Source organism: Bdellovibrio sp. BCCA (genome assembly GCF_037996825.1).
Lineage (GTDB): Bacteria > Bdellovibrionota > Bdellovibrionia > Bdellovibrionales > Bdellovibrionaceae > Bdellovibrio.
This window is the reverse complement of sequence record NZ_JBBNAC010000001.1, coordinates 2255137-2278117: the sequence shown is the minus strand read 5'-3', so window position 1 is coordinate 2278117 and position 22981 is coordinate 2255137. Positions and strand designations below refer to the sequence as shown.

Annotated in this window: 19 protein-coding genes; 9 read left to right on the top strand and 10 right to left on the bottom strand. The window is 45.0% G+C overall.

The features are described 5' to 3' along the window. Positions 1-14: 14 nt before the first annotated feature. On the bottom strand, positions 15-320 hold the full coding sequence (locus tag AAAA78_RS11145; RefSeq protein WP_340592125.1) for a helix-turn-helix domain-containing protein: 306 nt from the start codon (positions 318-320) through the stop codon (positions 15-17). 301 nt (positions 321-621) lie between these two features. On the opposite strand from AAAA78_RS11145, the gene AAAA78_RS11140 reads away from it, so the two are divergent. Next, positions 622-1413 carry an MOSC domain-containing protein gene (locus AAAA78_RS11140; protein ID WP_340592124.1) on the top strand — a complete coding sequence of 264 codons (792 nt, stop codon included), beginning with the start codon at positions 622-624 and terminating at the stop codon, positions 1411-1413. A gap of 112 nt (positions 1414-1525) precedes the next feature. Then, positions 1526-3055 carry a hypothetical protein gene (locus AAAA78_RS11135; RefSeq protein ID WP_340592123.1) on the top strand — a complete coding sequence of 510 codons (1530 nt, stop codon included), beginning with the start codon at positions 1526-1528 and terminating at the stop codon, positions 3053-3055. A gap of 68 nt (positions 3056-3123) precedes the next feature. Here the strand turns inward: AAAA78_RS11135 and AAAA78_RS11130 are convergent, their stop codons facing one another. After that, positions 3124-4122 (bottom strand): HNH endonuclease signature motif containing protein, encoded by a 999-nt coding sequence (locus tag AAAA78_RS11130; protein ID WP_340592122.1) that lies wholly within the window; start codon positions 4120-4122, stop codon positions 3124-3126. A gap of 812 nt (positions 4123-4934) precedes the next feature. On the opposite strand from AAAA78_RS11130, the gene AAAA78_RS11125 reads away from it, so the two are divergent. The 3 genes from AAAA78_RS11125 to AAAA78_RS11115 all read left to right on the top strand — a co-directional run bounded on the left by AAAA78_RS11125 (position 4935) and on the right by AAAA78_RS11115 (position 11432). After that, complete coding sequence (locus AAAA78_RS11125) at positions 4935-7019, top strand: AarF/UbiB family protein (protein WP_340592121.1); 2085 nt, start codon at positions 4935-4937, stop codon at positions 7017-7019. A 106-nt stretch (positions 7020-7125) separates the two neighbouring features. After that, complete coding sequence (locus AAAA78_RS11120; protein WP_340592120.1) at positions 7126-8562, top strand: MFS transporter; 1437 nt, start codon at positions 7126-7128, stop codon at positions 8560-8562. Between the two features lie 125 nt (positions 8563-8687). After that, a complete protein-coding gene (locus AAAA78_RS11115) occupies positions 8688-11432 on the top strand; it encodes a hypothetical protein (protein WP_340592119.1) in 2745 nt (914 codons plus the stop codon). Here the strand turns inward: AAAA78_RS11115 and AAAA78_RS11110 are convergent. Then, entirely contained in the window at positions 11429-12772 is a 1344-nt protein-coding gene (locus tag AAAA78_RS11110; RefSeq protein WP_340592118.1) for an MATE family efflux transporter, read from the bottom strand. The two genes, AAAA78_RS11115 and AAAA78_RS11110, sit on opposite strands and share 4 nt — an antisense overlap. After that, positions 12759-13307, bottom strand: coding sequence for a NifU family protein (locus AAAA78_RS11105; protein ID WP_340592117.1), 549 nt, complete (start codon positions 13305-13307; stop codon positions 12759-12761). Before AAAA78_RS11105 ends, AAAA78_RS11110 begins: the two co-directional genes overlap by 14 nt. Before the next feature lie 202 nt (positions 13308-13509). On the opposite strand from AAAA78_RS11105, the gene AAAA78_RS11100 reads away from it, so the two are divergent. From AAAA78_RS11100 to AAAA78_RS11085, 4 genes are read left to right on the top strand one after another with little or no spacing between them, the layout of a single operon-like run. Further along, the gene (locus AAAA78_RS11100; RefSeq protein ID WP_295900602.1) at positions 13510-14433 is read left to right on the top strand and encodes a class I fructose-bisphosphate aldolase; all 924 of its coding nucleotides are present in this window, start codon (positions 13510-13512) and stop codon (positions 14431-14433) included. 1 nt (position 14434) lies between these two features. Beyond that, a complete protein-coding gene (gene lysS / locus AAAA78_RS11095) occupies positions 14435-15913 on the top strand; it encodes a lysine--tRNA ligase (protein ID WP_340592116.1) in 1479 nt (492 codons plus the stop codon). Then, positions 15910-16755: a sulfurtransferase gene (locus tag AAAA78_RS11090; protein WP_340592115.1), complete on the top strand. Its 846-nt coding sequence runs from the start codon at positions 15910-15912 to the stop codon at positions 16753-16755. The genes lysS and AAAA78_RS11090 overlap by 4 nt, the downstream gene beginning before the upstream one ends. Then, the gene (locus AAAA78_RS11085) at positions 16746-17198 is read left to right on the top strand and encodes a YiiD C-terminal domain-containing protein (RefSeq protein WP_340592114.1); all 453 of its coding nucleotides are present in this window, start codon (positions 16746-16748) and stop codon (positions 17196-17198) included. Before AAAA78_RS11090 ends, AAAA78_RS11085 begins: the two co-directional genes overlap by 10 nt. On the opposite strand, the gene AAAA78_RS11080 is transcribed toward AAAA78_RS11085, so the two are convergent. The 6 genes from AAAA78_RS11080 to AAAA78_RS11055 form a co-directional block, all read right to left on the bottom strand. Continuing rightward, positions 17132-19267: an ATP-binding protein gene (locus tag AAAA78_RS11080; RefSeq protein ID WP_340592113.1), complete on the bottom strand. Its 2136-nt coding sequence runs from the start codon at positions 19265-19267 to the stop codon at positions 17132-17134. The two genes, AAAA78_RS11085 and AAAA78_RS11080, sit on opposite strands and share 67 nt — an antisense overlap. A gap of 53 nt (positions 19268-19320) precedes the next feature. Then, entirely contained in the window at positions 19321-20202 is an 882-nt protein-coding gene (locus tag AAAA78_RS11075; RefSeq protein WP_340592112.1) for a trypsin-like serine peptidase, read from the bottom strand. Further along, a complete protein-coding gene (locus AAAA78_RS11070; RefSeq protein WP_340592110.1) occupies positions 20202-20684 on the bottom strand; it encodes a hypothetical protein in 483 nt (160 codons plus the stop codon). Before AAAA78_RS11070 ends, AAAA78_RS11075 begins: the two co-directional genes overlap by 1 nt. A 90-nt stretch (positions 20685-20774) precedes the next feature. Further along, on the bottom strand, positions 20775-21509 hold the full coding sequence (locus AAAA78_RS11065; protein WP_340592109.1) for a c-type cytochrome: 735 nt from the start codon (positions 21507-21509) through the stop codon (positions 20775-20777). A gap of 94 nt (positions 21510-21603) precedes the next feature. After that, entirely contained in the window at positions 21604-21993 is a 390-nt protein-coding gene (locus AAAA78_RS11060; protein WP_340592108.1) for a hypothetical protein, read from the bottom strand. Next, entirely contained in the window at positions 21990-22937 is a 948-nt protein-coding gene (locus AAAA78_RS11055) for an HD-GYP domain-containing protein (protein WP_340592107.1), read from the bottom strand. Before AAAA78_RS11055 ends, AAAA78_RS11060 begins: the two co-directional genes overlap by 4 nt. Between the last annotated feature and the right edge of the window lie 44 nt (positions 22938-22981).

Genomic DNA, 22981 nt, shown 5'->3' with positions numbered 1-22981 from the left:
TTTAAAGAGGGTCATCATGGACCTTCAGTCATTTTAAGTGGACGCAAAATCACTTCATAGACTCCGGCATTGAGTTCCTGAAGTAGGACCTCTTTGGGTAGAATATTTTTCGTCGGATTTTTGCGTTGTCTTCCGTAAAGCTCTTCGACGGAAATATTTAAAGTATCGCAGAGGCGAAAAAGATGTTCCATCTTTCGAGGTTGTTGTCCCGACAGCCAATGATAGATCGTTTTCGCTGGTACTCCCGATTGTCGGGCAATTTGGGCCACGGTGATTTTTCGATCATCCAAGATGCGGCGTAAGCTCTTCGTGAGGCTCATAAAAGACCTTTCGACCAAACCAGGATTAGTTTTACTTTCTTGGTTCAGGAACAAAATTCTCGAAAACGAGAAGCAAATTCTCGTGCGCGAGAAGAAATATTTTCGATATGTCTTGAATTAAGCTGATGGCGTGCGAATAAAAAATCAGCTCCACGATGTCCATTTAGGCAACAGACTAAGCCTCAAAGCCGTTTGGCAAATTGAGTATAGAATCCGTAGAGGAAAAATAGCAAGTATGAATTTATTCAGCAAGATGAGTTATGTCTTGCCTTCATGCGGACAAAAAGAAAGCATTTAGAATATGAAGATTGAAGAACTTTATATTTACCCGATCAAGTCCGCTCGCTCTCAAAGTCTTAAAGAAATGAAGATCACTATCGAAGGTCCCGATGGCGATCGTCAGTGGATGCTCATTGATGAAAACGGTAAATTCATTTCGCAAAGAACATTGCCCAAGCTTGCAACTGTGGAGGTCTTTCATGATGAGGCTTCTTTGACGATCGGTTTTCAGAAAATGTTCTTTAAGATTTCTAAAAACAGTTCTTTTCAAAGAAAAGTGAAAGTTCAAGTATGGAATGATACTTTCGAGGCGGCACTTGAAGCAGATCTGTATTCTCAGGCATTGTCGCAATATTTGGGAGTGAATTGCCGTCTTGTTCGTTATGCTCCGTATTCGCAGCGCCGAGTCCGTTCGTTGTCTATGGAATGGAAACCGGAAGTTCGATTTGCAGATGGACGTCCTTTGCAAATTCTGAATCTTAAGAGTCTTGAAGAATTAAATTCTCGTCTGCCTTCTCCGGTAGGTGCGGATCGCTTCCGCGCGAATATTGTTTACGCTGGAAATGTTCCATACGAAGAAGAGCAGTGGAAAAGAATCAAAGTGGGCGAGGTGATTTTTTCTCAACCGAAAAAATGCTCTCGTTGTGCAATCACGACAATTGATCAAATGACAGGTGTGCCTTCCGGCCCTGAGCCTTTAAAAACTTTGGCGACATATCGTCGCGAAGGTAAAGATATCTTTTTTGGAACGCTGTGGATTCCTGAGAATATCGGAATGATAAAAAAAGGCGATCAAATCGAAGTTATTGAGTAAGTTCGCTTGGTGACGGAAATTTTATAAAGAACTCGTCTCAAATCGGGATTTCTCGACATTAAACTTTGAGGTCTTCTCGGAAAGATATGAAAATATTGTTCTGGGGGGATTGATGGCTGCTGGTAATTTCGGAATTAGCATCGCAAAGATGTTATGTCGGCTTTTGATCTTTTGTCTCTTCATTCCCTTTTTCAGTCACGCCTACACAGATCAGGCATGTGTAGATGCGTGTAATACAAAATACCAAGGCGGCAATGATCGCTTTTTTGATAGATGCGTTGAGTCCTGTTACATTCCCGACAGTGAAATTCCACTTCCCCCTCCGCGCCCTACAGATTTGGAGTTGCCGAGTTCCAATGTTCCGATTCCAAGGCCCAGACCATCGGATTCTGGGCAGGCGAACAATCGTAATGGCGGAAATAACAACTCCGGTGGGGGCGGGCAGTGCCAATCGCAATACGACAGTTTAAAAGCTCGCTGTGAACAGGAAATTGAAAATACATCGTCGACCTGTGATGAAAAAAATGACTCTGGCTTAAACAGTGTCTCGGGAACAGCGTCTCAGTTGGCCCTGGCGATGGGACAACAAACTTCATCCAGTGTTCAATCTGCTTGTTCGGGAATGGGTGACGTTTCTCAAGCGGCCAATGCCGCTCTCGCGGCGTATCGTTTAAACTGTAGCAATGCTTTGAGTGATTGCCGTAAGTCTTGCAACGAGTTAGTTGATTACGCGAAAAACAATGAGTCTTGCTTGGGTGGCTCAACTCCTAAAACTGTTGCGGAAGATAAAGTTCGTAGTTGCAATAACTACGTTGCGAAAGTCAATGAGGCAAACCAGGCAATCAAAAACTACGGCGCGACGGGAGCCAACGCTGCTCAATGTGAAAACCAAACGAAGGGAGACACCAATGCGGCGGACCCTTCGATCATGGAAGTCTGTAAAACAAATCCAACAAACCCAATCTGTCCCGGAGCTGCGGCTCTCGCACAAGATTGTGCAAACCCTCAGTTTGCAGCAACCAATAAGGTTTGCGTTTGTATTTCAAACCCGAACGACCCAAGTTGTCGTGGAGAGCAAAAGGCTGGTGGAGATACGGCCGTTGCCAGTCAGATTGACTCTTCATCCAGAATAAAAACGGGTGGTGAGGGAGCGGATATCGCAGGTGATCTTCCGGGACTCCCAGGAATTCAACACGGACCTCGTCCCTCAGGTGGCGCTGGTGAAGATGTTGATGGTAAGCAAGGCAGTGGGGTGAATTTCGAATCCGCCGGAAGCACTGGCGGAGGCGGAATGAAGTCGGCGTCGAGCGCGGGTGCTGGCGGTGGTGCAACGGATTCTCCAACGGCTCCTGCCGGTGGTGGAGGATTTTATGGTGGCGGAGCCGCTCGTAACGGCGGCTCTTACGGCAACGATGATGGCGGAGGATACGCAGGCGCTGCGCGTGTTGCAGGAAAAAATGGGACAGCAAATCCAACGGGTCCTGATCTTCGTCAATTCCTTCCCGGCGGTAGATTAGATCCACGTCTTCGTGGAATCGCAGGGGCTGAAGGCATTGATGGAATCACAGGCCCGCATTCAAACATCTGGCAAAAAATTCAGAACAGATATCGAGTGATAGAACCAAGTTTGTTGGTTCCGTAAAAATCTTTTAAATTAACGAATGCCGCAGATCATTTTCTTGATTGATTGATTGATTGATTGATTGGGCTTTAGCGCAAACTCCTAAGCCCATTTTCTTTGTTGTATTTATATCGATTATGTTTTCCACAAAGAACTTGCAGATTCCGGGCTTCATTGCCACCACCAATCCAACGCGACGTTTTATGATCGATCTGCAAACCATAAGTGCTCTGACAAATCTTTCCAGTTTGAGGGGCGCGATACTGGCAGCAAGCATCTCGCTGTAGAATGAGCTTACGAGTTTTCGGAGTTAACGTTTTATTATAATCATTCACCACCGCATCGGTTCTGCTAAGCGTTGTAGAATTGGTTTGCGTCGCAGAACCGTGTACATTTACGTCTATTGCCGTATCTTCTTTCGATGTTTCTACTTTTGAATTTTCTGTATGGCTTTTTCTGAAAGTCTTTCGCAAATATTGATCGGCCAGCAACTCGAATAAAGAGGCCCAAGAGGAATCCTTATGGTTTTGTTCCAACAAATGCGCCGCCAAGTCTTTGCACTGAAGAAGCTTTTGGTATTGTTCTTTGCTTAAAGTGATTTCTAGGCGCAAAGATTCATTCTGTTGCATCTTTTGCTTCTCAAATTCTTTGACTGGTAAATCCAAAGCTAACGCTAATTCTTTTTGAGTGTCCAGTGTCGTTTTACTTTCAATCTTTGCGACAAGTTCACGCTTTTGAAGTGAGGATACTTTTTGGCCCGTCGTTTTCTCTTTTTCTTTAATGGAACGGGAAAGTTCACCGATTTGAGAAAGATTCAAAGAACCTTCCTGAATTTTTTGAGCCATAGCAGGTACTTCATTTAAAAGTCTCGCAGCTTCAATTCTTCTCATGGCGGCCGATCCAGAGTAACCAAATTCTTTGATCAAATATTCATACAATGAGGAATAAGCTCTTCCCAAATAAAGCCTTCTCGAATCAATTTCTTTAATATGCTCAAGAATTACATGAAGAAGCTTACGCTCCTTTTGGACGAGATCTTTAAGATTCGCTTCAAGTTCTTGATTAGAAAGTCTCTTCAGTACTTGCATAAATTCCTCCGAAGAATTCATGAGAAACTTATAGCATGGTTTTTTCGAGCTTAATTTTATACATCGAAGTGATTGTTTTTAATTCATTCGGAAATGAATTTATCGCTCTTATAGAGGGCGATCGGAGTCTATTATGAAAATTTAAAATCTATTCTTGAAATCTTTTAACTGAGATCGTTTTAGAGCTTCAGAAAACTCGTCAAATGTTTTCTTGTTTTTTATTATTTTTTTGTCTTGTTGTTATTCCGATAATTCATTTCGTATAACGGGAAATGTTTGCCTACCTCTAAGGCATCAAAATAAAATTTGAAAAATTGTTCTAAGCTCATGGGGCAAAAAAGATAAACGTAATGAAAATTGTTGGTGGATGAGCCTTTAAAAAAAGCGATGACACAGTGAAGAACCGATGCGGTGGTGGATACTGCAGAAACAGTTTTGCGTTCTTCCGCCATCCGTGAGCTGGCTGTTTCCCGCTCTTCCTGAGCGGGAAAGGAAGGTACATGGGAGAGCTGTTTTGTTTTTTTGTTTTCTTCTTTCTTTATCTCTTTCTTCCAACAAGAAAATCCTCCCCCTTTTATATCCCCTGACGAGCACGATGCTCGTCAGGAAGGCCACTCAAGGATGGTAGAGCTGTTTATTAACCACGAGTAGCTGTTCTACCAAGAAACACCACAACCAAGCCCTCCTCACAAATGACACTTCTAAGCAGGGTGTTGAGTTCTTATTCACCTAAGCTCTCCTAAATTTTTCCTCTGGTGGGCCTAGGGAATGCATGAAATCCCTTAAGAAGTCTAACTTCCAAAGGGTGTATCATGTTGAGACAGCTCAAATTCTTGTTAATCGGTTGCGTTTTTGTATTCAAGTTTGCTTGGGCCGCCGCTCCCGCGACGACGGGACTCTATCTGTCTTTCGAGCAAAGACTGGCTTTGACTTATGCGCTGATGGCTCAAGGTGAAGGTGAGGCGCAAAAAGAAGAGATTCTTGCTCGCGCGAAGAATTATTTTAGAGGTGTCTATGAGCTGGAAGCCAAGACGATCAAGGTAAAAAACTTCAATGAATTCTTAACGCAGTTCCGAGGAGAATGGCCCAACACTCAAAGCGTTGCTTTGGATATGGAGCTTATTGAAAAAGCAGGCCCTCAAGCATTAAAAACTTTTGTTTCTGACAGTCCTCGTGTGCAACGTCAAATTGAGGAATATATCGAATGGCAAACCAATCAACTTAAATCCTCTGTAGAAGACAAAGCCGCAGGTAAAGGCCAAATGGAACTCTTGGGTGCGCAGGCGATGGCTCTTTTGCAAAACCCAGATGCACAGAAGATGGCAGAAAAATGGGCTTTAAATGAAAGTGACGCCATTCTGAGCGATCGCATGAAAGAACTAGATCGCGTCGGTGAAAAAATGGCGCAGTCGAGTTTTGCCCAACAGCAAGATGCGACCATGCGTATTTTTATGCAGACGATGTTTAGTGAGTATTTCTCCCGTCTAAGTCCTGCATCTAAAAAACTGATTGTGTCTTCTTATTTGGGTGGAGATCTAAATCTTAGTGATATTAAAAAGTTTGAGTTGATGGTGCAAAACAGCGGACCTCAATTGCAAAAACTTTTGCAAGTTGTGGCACGCCAGGCAGACTTGAGCCCTGAGATGCTGGAAGTTTTCCGTGGACTGGAAAACTCCGTAAGACCTGTCCCTTGGGTGCAGGTGGATGAAATCCTAAAACATGAAAAGAATAATTATAAATTCACTTACTTTGAAAGAAAACCTCTGGGCGTTGGAACAATGGCTCAAGTTCATCGTGCGAAAATATTGGTAGACGGTCAAAGGCACGATGTTGTTGTGCGTTTTATTAAGCCAGGTATTTCAGATCGCGTGGAAGAGGATCGTAAAATCCTGACAGCGGTGGCGGAAATTTTAGATAACAATCCTGAATTCAGAAAAACAGGGGCACCAAAACTAGGCCCTGTCGTCGAAGATATCACGGCGACTGTGACGGCAGAACTCAGCCAGGAAGACACAATCCAAAGACAGAAGCTTGCGAAAACTCGCTATGAAAAAACAGGATTTTTGAAGTCTCCTGAATACAAAAATTATATCCAATTTCATGTACCAGAAATTTACGATTCGAAAGGACCGTCAAAGTTCATGGTTCAAGAAATGGTGATCGGGAAAAAACTTGATAAAGAAGCCGCGACATACTCTGAAACGATTCCGACTTTGAAGCGCAGTGTGGTTGAAGAGATGAGCAAAGTCTGGGCCTATGAAGTTCTTTTTGGCGGTGGATTTTATCATTCCGATCTTCACCAGGGTAATTTCATGATTCGCGTTACCGAACCTAAGATCTATGTGAATATTTTGGATTACGGCATGGGCGGAATCCTTTCTGCTGATTTGCAGCGCCAAGTGATGGTGCTAGGAGCAGGAACAGAGTTGAATAATGCGGATTTAATTTCCAGAGCCTTCTGGAAGATCAGCAATCGCTCTCAGAACACCGTGAATGAAACACAGTTTAAAACTTTGGTGAAAGAACGTCTGAAACTTATCGTGTCTGGTCAGGAAAAGAACGCCTCACTGGAACACTGGACAGCGTGGGCGATGGACCAGGGCTTAAAACTTCCTTACGAGTTTATCAGTCTGAACCGCGGTATTGTGATCGTGAATAAACTTTTGTCGGATGCAGGAAGCAATATGTCCGTGACATCTTTGATGAAGACCTTTGCGCGATCCAATCCGACACTGATGTACAAGCGTCTCGTGCTGGAAGAAAAAATATCTCACAGAGATTTGATCAAGCTTGGCTGGTCAGAGCTCAAAGTAATGATGACAGGTGAAACTTCAGCTCCTGCGGTGAAGAAGCCGGAAGTGTCTAGTTCTATTCGCTGCGAAATGGTTTTCCAATAATTTTGTGAGTTCACAGGGGCTTAATTAAATTTAAGCCATCCATACAAAATCATTTGTTCTCAATCAACCCCTTCTCAAAAATGGAGCTATCCAAAGGGAGGGGTTTATGGCTGCATCAGCCGACGCAACGATTTCGACAACAGAGAAACGAAATATTTGGAAAGTCATAGCGGCCTCTAGCGCTGGAACTCTGATTGAGTGGTATGACTTTTATATTTTCGGAAGTTTGGCGACGATCATCTCCGCGCAATTTTTCCCGAAAGGACATGAGACGGCGGCACTTTTAGGAACACTCGCGACGTTTGCCACGGGATTTATTGTCCGTCCGTTTGGAGCCCTGGTGTTCGGCCGTGTTGGTGATGTCGTCGGGCGCAAATACGCTTTCATGGTGACGTTGCTTATTATGGGGCTTGCAACAACAGCCATCGGTCTTTTACCAAGTTACGAAAGTATCGGCGTATTAGCTCCAGTCCTATTGCTTGTTCTGCGGTTATTACAAGGTCTTGCGTTGGGAGGGGAGTACGGCGGTGCTGCCACCTACGTCGCCGAACACAGTCCCGACGGAAAAAGAGGATTTTACACGAGCTTCATTCAAACAACCGCGACTCTGGGGTTGTTCGTTTCGCTCGGAGTGATTCTTGCCACACGTCTTTCCATTGGAGAAGACTCATTTAAAACTTGGGGCTGGCGTGTTCCCTTTCTTCTGTCAGTAGTTTTGGTGATCGTGTCCTATGTCATCCGCCGTCGCATGGAAGAATCTCCTTTGTTCACACAAATGAAAGCAGAAGGAAAGACTTCAAAGAGTCCATTGCGTGATAGTTTTCTGCATCCACAAAATCGTCGTCTTGTGATCTTAGCTCTATTCGGAGCAACGGCAGGCCAAGGGGTTGTCTGGTACACAGGGCAGTTCTATGCTCTTTATTATTTGCAGACAGTCTTGAAAGTGGATTTCGTTTTAGCAAATCAAATCATTGCCACGGCCTTGTTGTTCGCAACACCGTTCTTCGTTGTTTTCGGTTTGCTTTCTGATCGCATCGGTCGAAAACCGATTATGATGGCGGGATGTTTGATCGCGGCTCTAACGTATCTTCCCATCTACAAAGCGATGGAAGCGTATTCGGGATGGAATCCTTTAGAGCCTAATGCCACGGCCGTGAATCCGAATGTCTTGATGCTGACGGTGCTGGTTTTCGTGCAGGTTATTTTCGTGACGATGGTGTACGGTCCCATTGCGGCATTTCTGGTTGAGCTTTTCCCAACGCAGATTCGTTACACCTCGATGTCTTTGCCGTACCACATCGGGAACGGAGTCTTTGGCGGACTCGTTCCTTTTATTGGAACGGCATTAGTGGCTTCAACCGGAAATCATTTTGCGGGTCTTATTTATCCGATCTCCATTGCAGTTCTAACGTTCATTGTTGGTAGCATTTTTATTCGCGAAGATCGCAGTGTTCGTTGGCACCCAATTACGTCTCATTCTGAGAAGGGCGGCGGCGTTCCTCCGTCGCGTTCTGCATCGTCTCCGAGTGAAGCGCGTTTATGAAAAGACGGATAAAGTCTCACTTTAAGTCTTAATCTTAACCCCTAGGCGCCGATAAGTTTACTATGCACGTTGGCGCGTTGGGGGCTCGTTTATCTCTGCGATCTTTTTGGAGAAATATCTTTCTCGTGCTCCTATTTCTGGTCACTACGGCGTGCTCTGAAAGAAATCTCGAAATCGGTTTTTTAAGCAAAGCCATTCAAGGCAAAACTGAGTTCAATGTTGATAATGTCGTCGGCGAAGGTGACATGCTTCCTGATGCGACTGAGTCGTCGCTTCCGATGGACGTCAGTTGTAGTAAGAACGTGAGCATGGTCGAAGTTCAAAATCCGGTTAGCAAAGAGTGGAAGAAGGTGACGGACTTCGTTGCCGGAACTGTCTTTGATTGTTCAGCGACAGGAAAAGTGTCTTTGACTCTTCCGTTAGAGTATGTGGCTCCCTATGTAGCTCCGACAACGCCAGGAGATCGTCGTCAAGATTTCCAAATTCGTTGGATGGTGAAAAATCTTGAAGGCGAAACTTCGGTTTACTATCGTACATTGTCTGCGTTTTTTAAATCTCCGACAGTGACAGTGACGGCGGGAGATATCAACATCGCAGCCGCGAACTCGGGTTACATCGTCAGTGGAACTTGTTCTACTGATGGCGGGATTGTATATCTGACGGGACCTTTTGCAGATACGCAGGCGGACTGTATGAGTGGCCACTATTCAGTGCAAGTGGCTGTAAATTCAAATCAAGCCAGTGGTTCTGTAGCCGTTCAAGCAAAACATCAAAAAGGATCGCAAGCTCGCACTTACGCTGAAGCTGAGAAATCAGTGAACATCGATATGCAAGCTCCTGCTTTAAACTTTTCAAATCCCACTCAAGGAAAAGTATTTTCTTCGGCGGATGTCGCGGCCAATCAGTCTATTCATGTCGAGGGAACTTGCAGCGAGACGATGTTGCCTGTGCAAATCCTTCTGAACGATACAAAAGCTGTAGAAGTGACTTGCTCTGCGGCGATGTCATTTGCTGCCGACGTCGTTGCACCAGAAGGTGCTTTTCAAATCAAGGCAAAGCAAACGGATTTGTCGGGAAATAACGGCGAAAGCGCTATCTTGAGTTTACAAAAAGATACGACTCCGCCTGGAATATTTTCAATCACCGGTGTTCGCTCGCAAGGTGTTGAAGACTCCACAATCGATAATATTTTAACGGCAATGAATCTTCGCGTGGACCTTGGTTCGGCGACGGATGCTGTGACCTATGAAGTTTTCGTCAAAGATAGTGCCGGAGCTACAACGATCTGTCCTGTGCAATCGAACACCACAAGCTATGTCATTTTTTCTGCATGTGTTTTACAAAATAATACGACTTATAAGGTTTATGCTCAGGCAAAAGATTCGTTAGGTAACGTGCGTGTGACAGAGAACAACGGTTTTTCATTCACGACACAATTCCCAGTTCCCGCGATTACAAAGATCTATAGTGATGTTGCGAGCAATACGACTTATAAGGCGGGCCAGTCGGTTCCAGTTTATATTGAGTTTTCAAGACCGATTTCATTTTCAGGGGCACCCACTATCACTTTAAACTCGGGTGCGACGGTGAGTTCGCCTTCGCTTGTAAACGGTGGTAGCGGTACGACGACGTTGCGTTTTAGCTATGTCGTCGGAGCCGGACAAGATGCGCGTCCTTTGGCTCTGAGTAGTCTCGCTGTGAGCGGAGGACAAATTTATGACGCCAATAACTCCGCCGCGATTGCGACTTTGAGTTTTAGTGACACCGGCTCCGATCCTAATTTTTTAAAATATAGAAATATCAAAATTGATGCGAAAAGCCCGAGCCCTGTGACATCTTTGAGTTTAGGGCCAGTGCCCGCAAAAATTTTAGATTCCCCGACAGTATCTTTTGGTTTTCCAACGGATGCAGATCCTTTAACAGCCTGGGTTCGCATTGTTAGAGTTTATGATGGTGTTGACATGGTGTCATGGAGTCAGGCGGGCACAGGGGCTTATTTCAATATGTCAGGCAGCGTGACTTTAGGAACCGCCTACAGTGTCGAAGTGAAGCTTAAAGACCCTGTGGGGAACGAGAGTTCAGTGATGTCCGCAAACTTCAATAGTTTTAGTTGCCCAACAGATTTTACATATGTCTTCAATCCTGCTGGAACAATCATGAATCCTTTCTGTGTCGGTCGATTTGAAGCGAAGGGAACAACGTCTTCTCCTCAGTTTGTTGCCTCTGGGGCGCCGATTGTAGGAATCAGTCAAATGGCGGCGATAGGAAGTTGCACGGGCAAAGGCACCGGCTATGATCTTATCTCCAATCAAGAATGGAATACTGTCGCGGATCTTATTCGTCAGCGACCTGAAAATTGGACGGGCGGAGTTGTTGAAAGCGGAATTCTTCATCGCGGAAATATGGCGGTGTCATCAAATCCTGTCGCCGCTACGACGGGAGACCCTTGTTATCCTGCGGATGCAACTCAGTGTACGAACTCGGCGGCCCGTAGGGTCAGTTATCTTCCATATGCTCAGGAAATCTGGGACTTTGCAGGAAATGCCTGGGAGGTCGCTAAAGAAGCTGATTCTACCGGTTATGTTCCGAACTATGGTTTTGTCGTGGATTTAGCGGGAACAGACTTGATTCGTCAGCGTTACGGAACTTTGTTGTCTTGTGCCTCTTCTGCAGCTGCCGAACGATGCGGTTACGGCTATTTAGATTTTACTTCCGTAGGACCGGTGATCTGGCGCGGGGGAGCTGCGTACAATACGATAACAGCTCCGTCAGACGGCGGAAATCGCGTCGGGGTCTTTGCTACGAAACGAACGCTGGATGCCGCTCAAACTCTTGTGAACGGCGGCTATCGCTGCGTCTTCCATCCTTAGTTTTTAAGATAACGACGACTCAAAATATGAAATCTCCACGTCAGTAAAATCGACGCGAAGATAAGACCAATTAAAAGACCAATCCAAATTCCGACAGGACCGACTCCCAAGTGGAAAGCTAGAACGTAGCCTAAAGGAAGTCCCATGATCCAATAAGCAAAGAAGGCAATAATGCTCGGCCACTGCGTATCGCTCATACCACGAAGAGCACCGATGGCGACGGCTTGAATGCCGTCAAAGATTTCAAAGATTGCGACAACAACAAAAAATTTCGCGGCCCATGCGATCACGTCTTGATCGGACACGTAGAATGTCGGGAACCAATGACGAAAGAAGAAAAACCCTAAAGCACAAAGACTCATATAGGCGGCACCTAATTTAATAGCCGTAAATCCTGCAAAGCGCGCTAAAGAATAATCTCCGCGGCCTAGCTCGTAACCTACGCGAATGCTTGCGGCGATGCCGACACCAAGAGTGATAAGAAAGCTCGTACTTGCAAGACTGATAGTGATTTGATGAGCCGCCAATGGTGTGGCGCCAAACCAGCCCATCATCACAGCTGCCGAAGAAAACGCGCCGACTTCAAACAAATAAGTTAAGCCGTTGGGAATTCCCAAGCGAATGATGTTTTTAAGAAGGTGACGATCAAAACGATGAGTCCAGCGCTCTGCCAGATAACGTTTAAAGTGCGGATGCAAGTGCACGTAGAAAATCATCGCCAACGCCATCAATGTGCGCGCCATTAACGTGGCCCACGCCGAACCATTTAAACCCAATTTTGGAAATCCGTAGTAACCGTGAATCAAAACATAGTTGCCAGCAATATTGAAAATCACGCCAAAGATCATCACGTACATAGAGACTTTGGTTTTTCCAATACCGTCGGTGAACTGTTTGTATGTTTGATAAATCAAGCTTGGCAAAACGGACCAGGCGATGATTTCAAAGAAATCACTGCCGAGTTTTAAAACCTCAGGTGTTTGTCCAAACAAATGCAGATTCGGAAGAAGAATATAAAGAAGCCCGATGACGAAGCCACTGACGACCAACGCGATCGCGATACTGTGCCTTAGAAGAACGCCTCCGTAAGGATAATTTTCCTGTCCCTGCATACGCGCAAAAAGAGCAGTGAGGGGGGCGAGCATTCCTAAACCAAAAATCAAAAAGACAATAAAGACACTTCCGGCAAAAGCCGAAGCTCCCAAAGCGAGAGGCCCTAAAGAGCCAACCATGATCGTGTCAGCCAAAGTGATCAGATTTTGTCCGACTTGGCTAATGACGATAGGACCCGCTAATTTGGCGAGGAATTTACTTTCATGAAAAAACTTAGACCGCGACAACTTCTTGAATCTCCGGGAAAAGTTCTTTCATGCGCGTTTCAATACCCTCTTTAAGAGTGATCGAAGAACTTGGACAGCCGGAGCAAGCGCCCTTCATGTGAATATAAAGGATGTTGTTTTCGTATTTGTAAAACACGATGTCGCCGCCATCAAGTGCCACCACCGGGCGGATTTCGCGATTCAAAACAGATTTAATATTGCGAACCATCGGAGAATCATTTTCGTCATCCATTGGCGTTTCCACAAACTCAACAACCACGGGTTCATTGCGATCCAAGTGCTCTTGAATAAGACCGCTCAAAGGTTGCGCTAAAAGCTCCCAGTCCACCCAGTCTTGCTTCGTGACTGTAATGAAGTTTGGACCTACGTAAACAGAGCTTGTCCAAGGAAAACCAAAGATTTTTGAAGCCAAAGGAGAGCGCTCGGCCTCCTGAGCCGTCGGGCAGTCAAACCCGTTCTCAGTCACCTGACGAGGTAAGATGAATTTCATCGTCGCTGGATTGGGAGTGGGTTCAAATGTAACGTTTGTGCTCATAAAATCCTCATTTAGTGCTGCTTCAGCTCCGGGCCCCGGGCCCTCCGCTCTGCCGGCGTCCGCCGAGGAAATTATACCACAGTCTCTTTTCTGCCAAGCGTGTTAATCTCTGAGACGCGCTTGATTATATGGAAAAAACTCAATAAGTTTACAGCGCTCAAATAGAGTTTTACACACGTTTCCCCGAGTAACAGGAGATAAGATGACGCCAAGAGTTAGAGAGATTTTAAGCTGGTACGGAGCTGACAACCCAGGAGTACTTACGAATTTAGCTCGCATGATGAATCACGGAAAGCTTGCTGGCACAGGTAAGTTGGTGATTTTGCCAGTGGACCAAGGTTTTGAACACGGTCCGGCTCGCTCTTTCGCGAAAAATCCAGATGGTTATGATCCTGCTTACCACGTTGAACTTGCCATTGAATCAGGTTGCAACGCCTACGCTGCTCCATTGGGTGCGATTGAAGCTGTCGCTCGTGATTATGCGGGTGAAATTCCATTGATCTTGAAAATCAATAACTCTGACACTCTTTACGGAGACAAGCGTCCGATCTCTGCAGTCACTTCTTACATCGACGATGCTTTGAGACTGGGTTGCGTAGGCATTGGTTTCACAATTTATCCAGGATCTGGCGAACGTAAACACATGTACGAAGAAATCGCGGAAGCTTCTCGCCTAGCCAAACAAGCAGGTCTTGTTGTGGTGATCTGGTCTTACGCACGTGGTGAACAAATCTCTAAAGAGGGCGAAACGGCGATCGACGTGATTGCTTACGCAGCCCATGTGGCAGCTCAATTGGGCGCTCACATCATCAAAGTAAAACCACCAACAGCACACATTGAACAAGCAGCGGCGGCAAAAGTTTACCAAGAACAAGGTATCAAAGTAGCGACGTTGGCAGATCGTACGAAACACGTTGTTGATGCTTGCTTCAAAGGCAAACGCATCGTGATCTTCTCTGGCGGGGAAGCCAAAGGCACCGAAGATATCTTGAAAGAAGTTTCTGAATTGGCCCAAGGTGGCGGTTTCGGTTCGATCATGGGCCGCAACGCTTTCCAACGTCCAAAGAAAGAAGCGATCCAACTTCTTCACAACGTTATGGAAGCCTTCGCAGGAAAGAAATTATAAAATGTCTATCAATGAAAATCCGCTCAGAGCGGAAAAACGTAAAAAACTTCATGCTCTTCGTGAGAAGGGGATCAATCCCTATCCTTATGTTTTCGAAAATAAGGCAAAGATCTCTGAAGTTGTTGCTGAACACGCGGCGACTCTTCAAGCGGGCGAAAAGAAGCCTGAGTTCGCGTATCGTATCGCAGGTCGTTTGATGACTTTGCGTATGATGGGAAAGGCTTCTTTCTTCAATCTTCAAGATCAAACGGGCACAGTGCAAGTATACGTGAAGACGGAAGAACTTTCGGAACAAGATCGTGAAGCCTTCAGCCTTGTGGATTTGGGTGACATCGTTGGTATCGAGGGTTTCGTTTTCAAATCACAAAAAGGGGAGTTCTCGATTTACGCAAAGAGCTTCCAGATTTTGACAAAATCCATTGAACCATTGCCGGAAAAATTCCACGGTGTTCAAGATATCGAAATCAAATATCGTCACAGACATTTGGATTTGATTTCGGATGCGGATTCTCGCAAGGTTTTTGAAACGCGCTCTAAGATCATCAAAGAAATTCGTCGTTTCTTGGATGACCGCGGATTTATGGAGGTGGAAACACCAACGCTTCAACCGGTTTACGGGGGAGCGGCGGCAACGCCATTTACAACGCATCATAAAGCTTTGGACATGAAACTTTACATGCGTATTTCTCCAGAGCTTTATTTGAAACGCCTGATCGTGGGCGGTTTTGAAAAAGTTTATGAGATCTCTAAAAACTTCCGTAATGAGGGAATCGACCGTACTCACAACCCTGAGTTCGCTCTTTTAGAGTTCTACGAAGCTTACACGGACTACAACTATCAAATGAAACAGTTTGAAGAGTTGATCTCTCAGTTGGCTTTGAAAATCACAGGCAGCATGAAAGTCACTTACCAAGGAAAAGAAATTGATTTCACTCCTCCTTGGAGACGTTTGACTGTGCATGACGGCGTTCGCGAGTACGCGGGCATTGATCCGGATAAAGCGACAGAAGAAGAATTGTTCCAAGCCATCCGCAAACACGGTGGCGATATCGATAAGCCGGGTAAAAAAGGCGAAATGGTGATGGAGCTTTTCGAACTCACAGCTGAACAACACTTGTGGCAACCAACATTTGTGATGGATCATCCGGTGGAGATTTCTCCATTGACGAAAATCCACCGCAGAGACAGCCGTCTGGTTGAGCGCTTTGAGCCGTTTGCAGCGTGCATGGAAATCGGAAACGCTTATTCAGAGTTGAATGACCCTGAAGATCAATTGGCTCGTTTGAAAGAACAAGAAGCCAATCGCGCGAACGATGAAGAAGCTCATCCTATGGACGAAGACTTCTTGCTTGCGATTGATGCAGGTATGCCGCCAACAGGTGGTGTGGGTATCGGTATTGAGCGTATTGTGATGATCATGACAGATCGTCCAAGCATCCGTGATATTATCTTCTTCCCGACGATGAGAATTACGAAATGAAGTTAGGGCTTTTAGTTGCCTCTCTTCTAGCTGTTTTGGTGGGCTGCCAACAAAAGCCCACTAAGATTGTCACGCAAGAACCTGTGATCGGCGAAAACATCACGGCTGAGCGTTTGATGAAGGACAATCCAGTCATTTTGGATGCTCGTCCTTCGTTTGAGTTCAACTTGGCTCATGTGCCCGGTGCAATCAACGTGCGCTGGGAAGATTTCTCTCAACAAAATCCAAAATCTCGCGGGCTTTTACAGCCTGATTTGTTCTCTTTAGCTCGTCGTTTGTCTTTGATCGGCGTTGATCCGCAAACCAAAGTTTTGGTTTTAGGTAAGGGACCACAAGGAGCCGGTGAAGAAGGCCGTGTCGCTTGGACGCTCAAAGTTTTAGGCGTAAAAGAAGTCTATACGGTTTTGCATACATCTTATCGTGAAATGAATCCGACGAAAGAAGCTCCTTTGGTGCAGAACAAACCTTATTGGAAGCCGGACGTTGCAGAGACACTTACGACTGACTTTAAAGATTTCAAAAATATGGTGAGTAAAGCAGATAGCAGCTTGGTTGTTATCGACGTGCGTTCTGCTCAAGAGTACGCCCTTCGCAATTTATCACAAATCAAAGATGTAAAAGCTTCTGTGATCAATATGAATTGGACAGAGTTCTTTGGTGAGAAGGGTCTTCCTGAGAAAAAAATCGAGAGCGCTCTTTACGAAAAGAATATTTCTAAAGATACGAAAATTCTTGTCATTAGTAATCACGGTGTCCGTTCCGGAGCAGTAACTTACGCCTTGAACTTTTTAGGTTATAAAAAGGCCAGCAACTTTGCTGGAGGCTATGAACAATGGAAATAAACTCGGAAGAACTGATTGGCATCCTTAAAAACAAGATCGCTTTGTACGAGCACCTTGGTATTGAGGTGGTAAAGATCCGTTCTGAAGAGGTTCGTTTCCGTGTATCTCTAGAGAAAAACCGTAATCATAAAGGCACGGCGTTTGGTGGAAGTCTTTATGCATCGGCTGTTTTAGCCGCTTATGCTTTGGTGTTAGCAGGTCTTAAAGAGCGCTCCATTCCTACGGAAAATATTGTGATCGCCAAGGGAGAAATCCAATATCTCCGTCCCGTCGATACGGATTTTGAAATCGTCTGTCGTTTTCCGTCTCAATCCCATGAAGAAGATTTTTACCGTGAACTCACTTCCACCGGAAGGGTTCGCGGGTCTATCACCAGTCAAATACTGGGTGCGGGTGGTTCTTTAAAAGCATCGCTGACGGGTGTCTTCGTGGTTAAGTTGTGAACGAGAATTTCTAAGATTTCACTTTTTTTTACAGGCTTAACGGCGTAAGCGTCGCAACCTGAAGCAATGGTTCTTTCTAGATCTTCAACCACCGCCGTCGCTGTTAAAGCGATGATAGGCGTGTGTCCAAGATGTCTTTCTTTTTCCCAATAACGGATCAGTTCGGTTGCGCGGTAACCGGTCATGATCGGCATCTGCATATCCATAAAGATCAGGTCATATTTTGTGGTTTTAAATTTATCCACGGCTTCTTGACCATTCACGGCCTCCTCACAATCAAAAGGAAGATTTCGTAAGTAATGGATCATCAAAACACGATTGTCCTCGGAGTCGTCGACAAGAAGAATACGAAAGCGTCGGTTGGGAAAAAGAGTATTCCACGAAACAGACGGTGAAACTTTTGCTTCTAAATGACTGCTTAAATCCGGACGGTGAGGAAGAATAATGCGAAATGTGGTTCCTCTGCCTGAAAGGCTTTTCATTTCCATGCGACCGCCCATGATCTCCACAAGATTTTTGGAGATGACAAGACCCAGGCCCGTACCTCCGTATTTGCGGGTGATGCCGGGATCAGCCTGAAAGAACGGAGAAAAAAGACGGGCTTGTTTTTCACGAGGAATACCAATGCCTGTGTCTTGCACTTCAATAAGAAGATTTTCTTTTCCAGCAAGCTTTACGGCGACAGAAACCGTCCCCTCATTGGTAAATTTCAAGGCGTTTCCGATTAGGTTAAAAAGCACTTGGCGCAAACGTGTGGGATCTCCCCATTGATGTTCTGGCACGTCGTTTTGAATATTCAATTCAAAATGAATTCCTTTTTCTTCGGCCTTAATCTGTAGAATTTCAAAAACACTGCGAACGGTGGCGTGCAGATTGTAACTGACATTTTCCACGGTCAAAGCTTTGGCTTCGATTTTTGAAAAGTCCAAAAGATCATTGATCAATGCCTTGAGATTTTCCCCGGCATGACTAAAGAGTGTTAAATAGCGGGCTTGGTCCTTTGAGAGTTGAGTTTCCTTAAGTAACTCCAACATGCCGAGCACGGAATTTAAAGGTGTACGAATTTCGTGACTCATCCGTGCAAGAAATTCCGATTTTGCCTGAGAGGCTTCTTCGGCTTGCTCTTTTGCACCTTTCAGTTCGCCTTCCGTTTCTTTTAATTTCGCCAGTTTTTCCGTCAAAGTTGTCACGGCGGATCCCGTGATTAAAGAACAAAAACACAATGTCAAAAGAGTCGCGGGCGTTTGCACCAGAACGGGTTCGTTCTCCCATGGCAGATGCAGAATTTTGGGTAAGACAATGGTGATGGCCATAATCCAGGTGTTGATAAGCAAAGACGCATAAAGACCGTACCATGCGGCAGAAATTAGAATCAGAATTCCGTAAACGTACCAGGTTTGCGACAGAGGCAAAGATATTCCGACAATCAAACTTCCCGCCAGCACGCAAATCGCAAGGGCTTGTTCTTTTTGCGATAGTTTTTCTAAACGTAAGGGCGGAAGAGATTCATACACGAAGAGCGAAAGATTTTTTTTATATAAAAAAGGAGAAACGAGAATTAACAATGGAAGAGTCAAAAAGACGGCCCCGGTTAAATCTCCAATAGTCGTAACCAAAGACGCCCAGAAAAAAAGAGCCTTGTCGATAAAACCCGTCAAAACTAAAATACCTTGAATCGCCGTTGAACAAACAATCGAAGGAATCAATAGACCATAGACGAAGAAAAGACTGATGTTTTTTGGACTGGGTTTCCAGGTTGAAAACGACTTGAACCTCTCGCGCACAAGCATCCACGCCATAAAAACTTCCAGTGTTTCAGGAATGGCATAAATAGGATAAAAGTAAGCGTGAGGAAGATGTAAAAGGCCAGCTGCAATAAGTCCATTAAGATATACGGCAATAAGAACTCGTGGACCCCACCACAAAGTCATAATGACTCCCAAATTGATGGGAAAATAAATCCAGTAAACGCCTTGAGTTGTGGTGTAAGAAAGACTTGAGAAAGTCCCGGCAAGTAGAATCAAAAAAGGAAGAATCCACGTCCACCATGGCAACCGCTTTGTATCCATGATTTTATTCTAATGGAAGTGGGATTCGAAGCTAAGTACGACTGTAAAATGTGTTAAAGGTCAATGCGGGAGGCTTTAAAAAATCTTTCACCGAAGCAAGTGCCATTCTTGCAACGGTTAAAGTTCAAACAACCGCCTTCGGTTTGAATACGATAGATGTCATCTTCCAAGATGTCTTCCATGCCGGTGCTCAGAATTCCGACGACTTCACCTTTGGTGTTGAATAACGGAGAGCCCGAACTTCCTTCGAAAGTATCTACTTCAAGTTTTAAGTAATTTCTGTCAGAGGAATCTTCAAGAACTTTTCCCAGATCTTTTTTTAAAGGAAGACCGAGCGGATAAGAAAGACTCAATAAAGTTTCCCCTCTGGCGAAAACCGTTTCCGGAGCAATTTTCACAGGCGTGACATCTTGCACGTCGCGGTCTAATTCGACAATAGCGTAGTCAATACCTTTAGCACGTTCATTGGTCATCGCCACGATATTTTTGCAATGATAGACTTCAGAGTCAGGAGCCGTCTTTGTCAGAGACTTTTGCAAATTCCAGCCAAACAGGAATTTCGTATCTGCACAACGATCTGCTTTATCCATGCAGTGACCGGCAGTAAGAACTTTGTTAGGTCTGATAAGAACACCTGTGCAGAAACCCAGAGCTTGTTGTTTAGCGAATTTTTCATCGGGGCAAATAGGTAAGTGCTTATCCAGGGCTTCGGAGTCTAAATTCCAGATATCTCCTTGTTTACTCATCTTACGTTCCTCGACAAGCATTGCCGTGGCTGAAGCCGCAGAAATAAAAGTCTCGTTTTTGCTCACATCTTCGCGCGAGTCTTTACCGTAAATAACGCCTGTTCCGCTAGAATCAACTTCGGAAGTGGACTGTTTTTCAGAGCAAGCCAGCACAAAGAACGGCAAAAGAAGAAGCGTTAAAAATCTCATTAAGGCTTCTCCGGTTTAGGATTGATAAGTCCCGTCACAACGCCATTGATGGCGAGATAGCCATCGTCATGAGCACTTTTCTTAGGGCTCATGTGAAGCCAGTGGACAACGCCTTTAAACGGGGAATAAGGATCTGCGACAAAATCACCACAAGCGACGATTTCATCGCCCGGTCTATTTTCTGGAAGGGGACCGAACTTCGTATTGTAAATCACTTCAATGCGATCATCTTTAGAGTTTAAATCACGGTCAAAATCGACTTCAAAATGCACGTGCTTTTGGCGGTCTTCCATCACACGGACAATGATGCCTTTAATAAAGGCCCGTGCGGTTTCTTTTTTATCAAGATGATCGCGCCAAACAAGCACCTGATTTTCATTAAAATCAAGGCGGTCTTTTTTATCCATGCAGGCCGGCAGTTTGGCAAAGCCTTGAGACGAAAAAATCAGCAAAAATGAGAAGAGAAAAAGACCGTGTTTCATTGCTCGCGAATATACCAGAAAGACCGCTGTCTTCCCTTGCGGAAGACAGGGTGTGAAAACTATTTCAAGACTGTCTAAGATTTCGACACTTTAGTATTTAGCGCCAGAATCAATCCAGCGCTTCAGATAATCCAGCTCATCAGCCGTTAGAGGGGCGATTCCCGTGCGAGTAGGAGGCATAAAGCGTTTATACATGCCCGGCACTACGATCTTGTAGAGAAGGCTGTTCTCGGCCGTTTCTTTGATAAGTTCTTTGGCATTAATATGCTCAAGGTCTTCTAAAACGGTCTTTTTTGCAGTCTCAGTAGTATGGCAGCTTAAGCATTTGGGAGCCAGAATTTCGGTTTTCAAATTCTCAAAGCTCAACTCAAGATTTTTAAAGTCCGTTTTTGGTTTTGCTTTCGGAGCTTCAAGCCCTGCGCAAGCGGGAAGGTCTTTTACTTTTTGCACTTCAATACGGTTGTGAGTTTGATCGTCAATCCAGGTTTCAAGAATTTGTTTTTCGCACGCTGTGAGAGGCTTATAGCCTGAAGAACGAGGAGGCATGGATTCCTTATTGACGGCGCCTAGAATGGAATCTTTTTGCGCCAAAACTTTCTCGGCGGTATTCATGCTGCGGTTGCCGGTGGCGTGACACTCTAAGCATGTGCGCATAGAAACAGAGACAACGACTTCAAAGCTCACTTTTTGATCGGCAAACTGGAAGGCTCCGACTTTAGGAAGGCCATCGGAAGTTTTAAAAAGCCCCACTTCTTCCAGAGCATAACTGCATCCGGTTAAAGTGAATCCCGCTATCGCCAAAGAAATCAAAAGTGTCTTTTTCATAAGTCCCAGGTTTTACCAAATTTTGTGAGAACCGGGGGACGGTTTTAAGAGTGTGGAATTAAATACAAGAAGCTGTCTAGAAAGACGACAGATTTTAGTGACGGCCTTTGAATTTCAATTTTTGAAAAAGGTCATTGTCGTCAGAAGCGGGTTTGCGAGCCCCTTTGGCATCGTTCACACAAGACTGGCGCTGTTCATCAGAAAGGTCTTTATCTTCGCCACATTTTTCCAAAGCTTGAGGATTAAAGCTTTTGCCTTTAACACTGTCCCAGCAAATCCAAAAAGCCGCATCGTCTTTTTGAAGATTGCATACCGCACCTGCATACCAATCGACGTCTTCTTTTTCCGTGCGCTCTTTGCAGCTTTGAATGTCTTTTTCTCCGATAAAGCGTTCGCAGTATCCAGAAGGACTTGCGGGCTCAATCGCCAAAGTTAAAAGTGGAATGCTGGCAATTAAAATCAACGAATACCAAATATGCTTCATGAAGCGACCTTAATTTTGAAAAGAACTGAATACATAGCTTTCAGCATGTCGGGGTCATAGCGTCCCGCAAGCTTTTCTTTCATCATTGTCACGGCATCAATCGGAGTCATTGGAACGTTGTAAGATCTTTGGGTTGTCATCGCATCGTAAGTGTCGGTGATAGCGACAATGCGTGCGAAAGGATGAATTTCGTCGGCGACAAGTTGTTGCGGATAACCGTTGCCAGCCCAAGATTCATGGTGTTCAAAGCAAGCTGCTTTGACAGCGTCACTGATGTTGGGGTGATTGTTCAGAATCACGAGGCCATACTGCGGGTGCATTTTCATCTGCTCCCACTCCGCATCTGTCAGGCCGCCTTTTTTGCAAAGGATATCGAGACTGACATTGCGTTTGCCGATGTCGTGGAAAAGAGCTCCAACGCCCAACTCCTCGAGGGTTTTTGCGTCGTAACCCAAAGCCTTCCCTAAACCCAAGGAATAAATACTGACATCGAGAGAGTGGTTGTAAGTATAAAAATCGTGGCCCGAAAGCGAGATCATAAATCCCATCGCCTCAGGAGCATTCTCCATAAGATCAATGAAGTCCGTGATGATGGGACGTGAGTCATCAAGGGCTTTGTTCACATCTGGATTTTCGAAAAGATCTTCCATCAAAGCGACGGAGGATTCACGCAAGATCTTGGCTTTTTCAAAAGGATCGATGGCGTCTGAATTCATTTCTTCGCGAACCCAGTCGCGATATTGCTGTTTGTCCTCGGTTTTTACGAAGAAAGAATCTCCCGTGTCCTTACGGTGCATGGATTTGATTTTTCCGTCAGAAAGACGATCTCCGGCACGTAAATACAAGATATGTTTTTGGTCCACGTAGATATAAATATCGAAAGTGGTCACTTTATCAGGGCGAATCGTGTTTAAGCGGATGCGAAAAAAAGAAGAAGACTCCATATATCAAAATTCTGCCATGGATACATTGACTTAGAAACAAAATC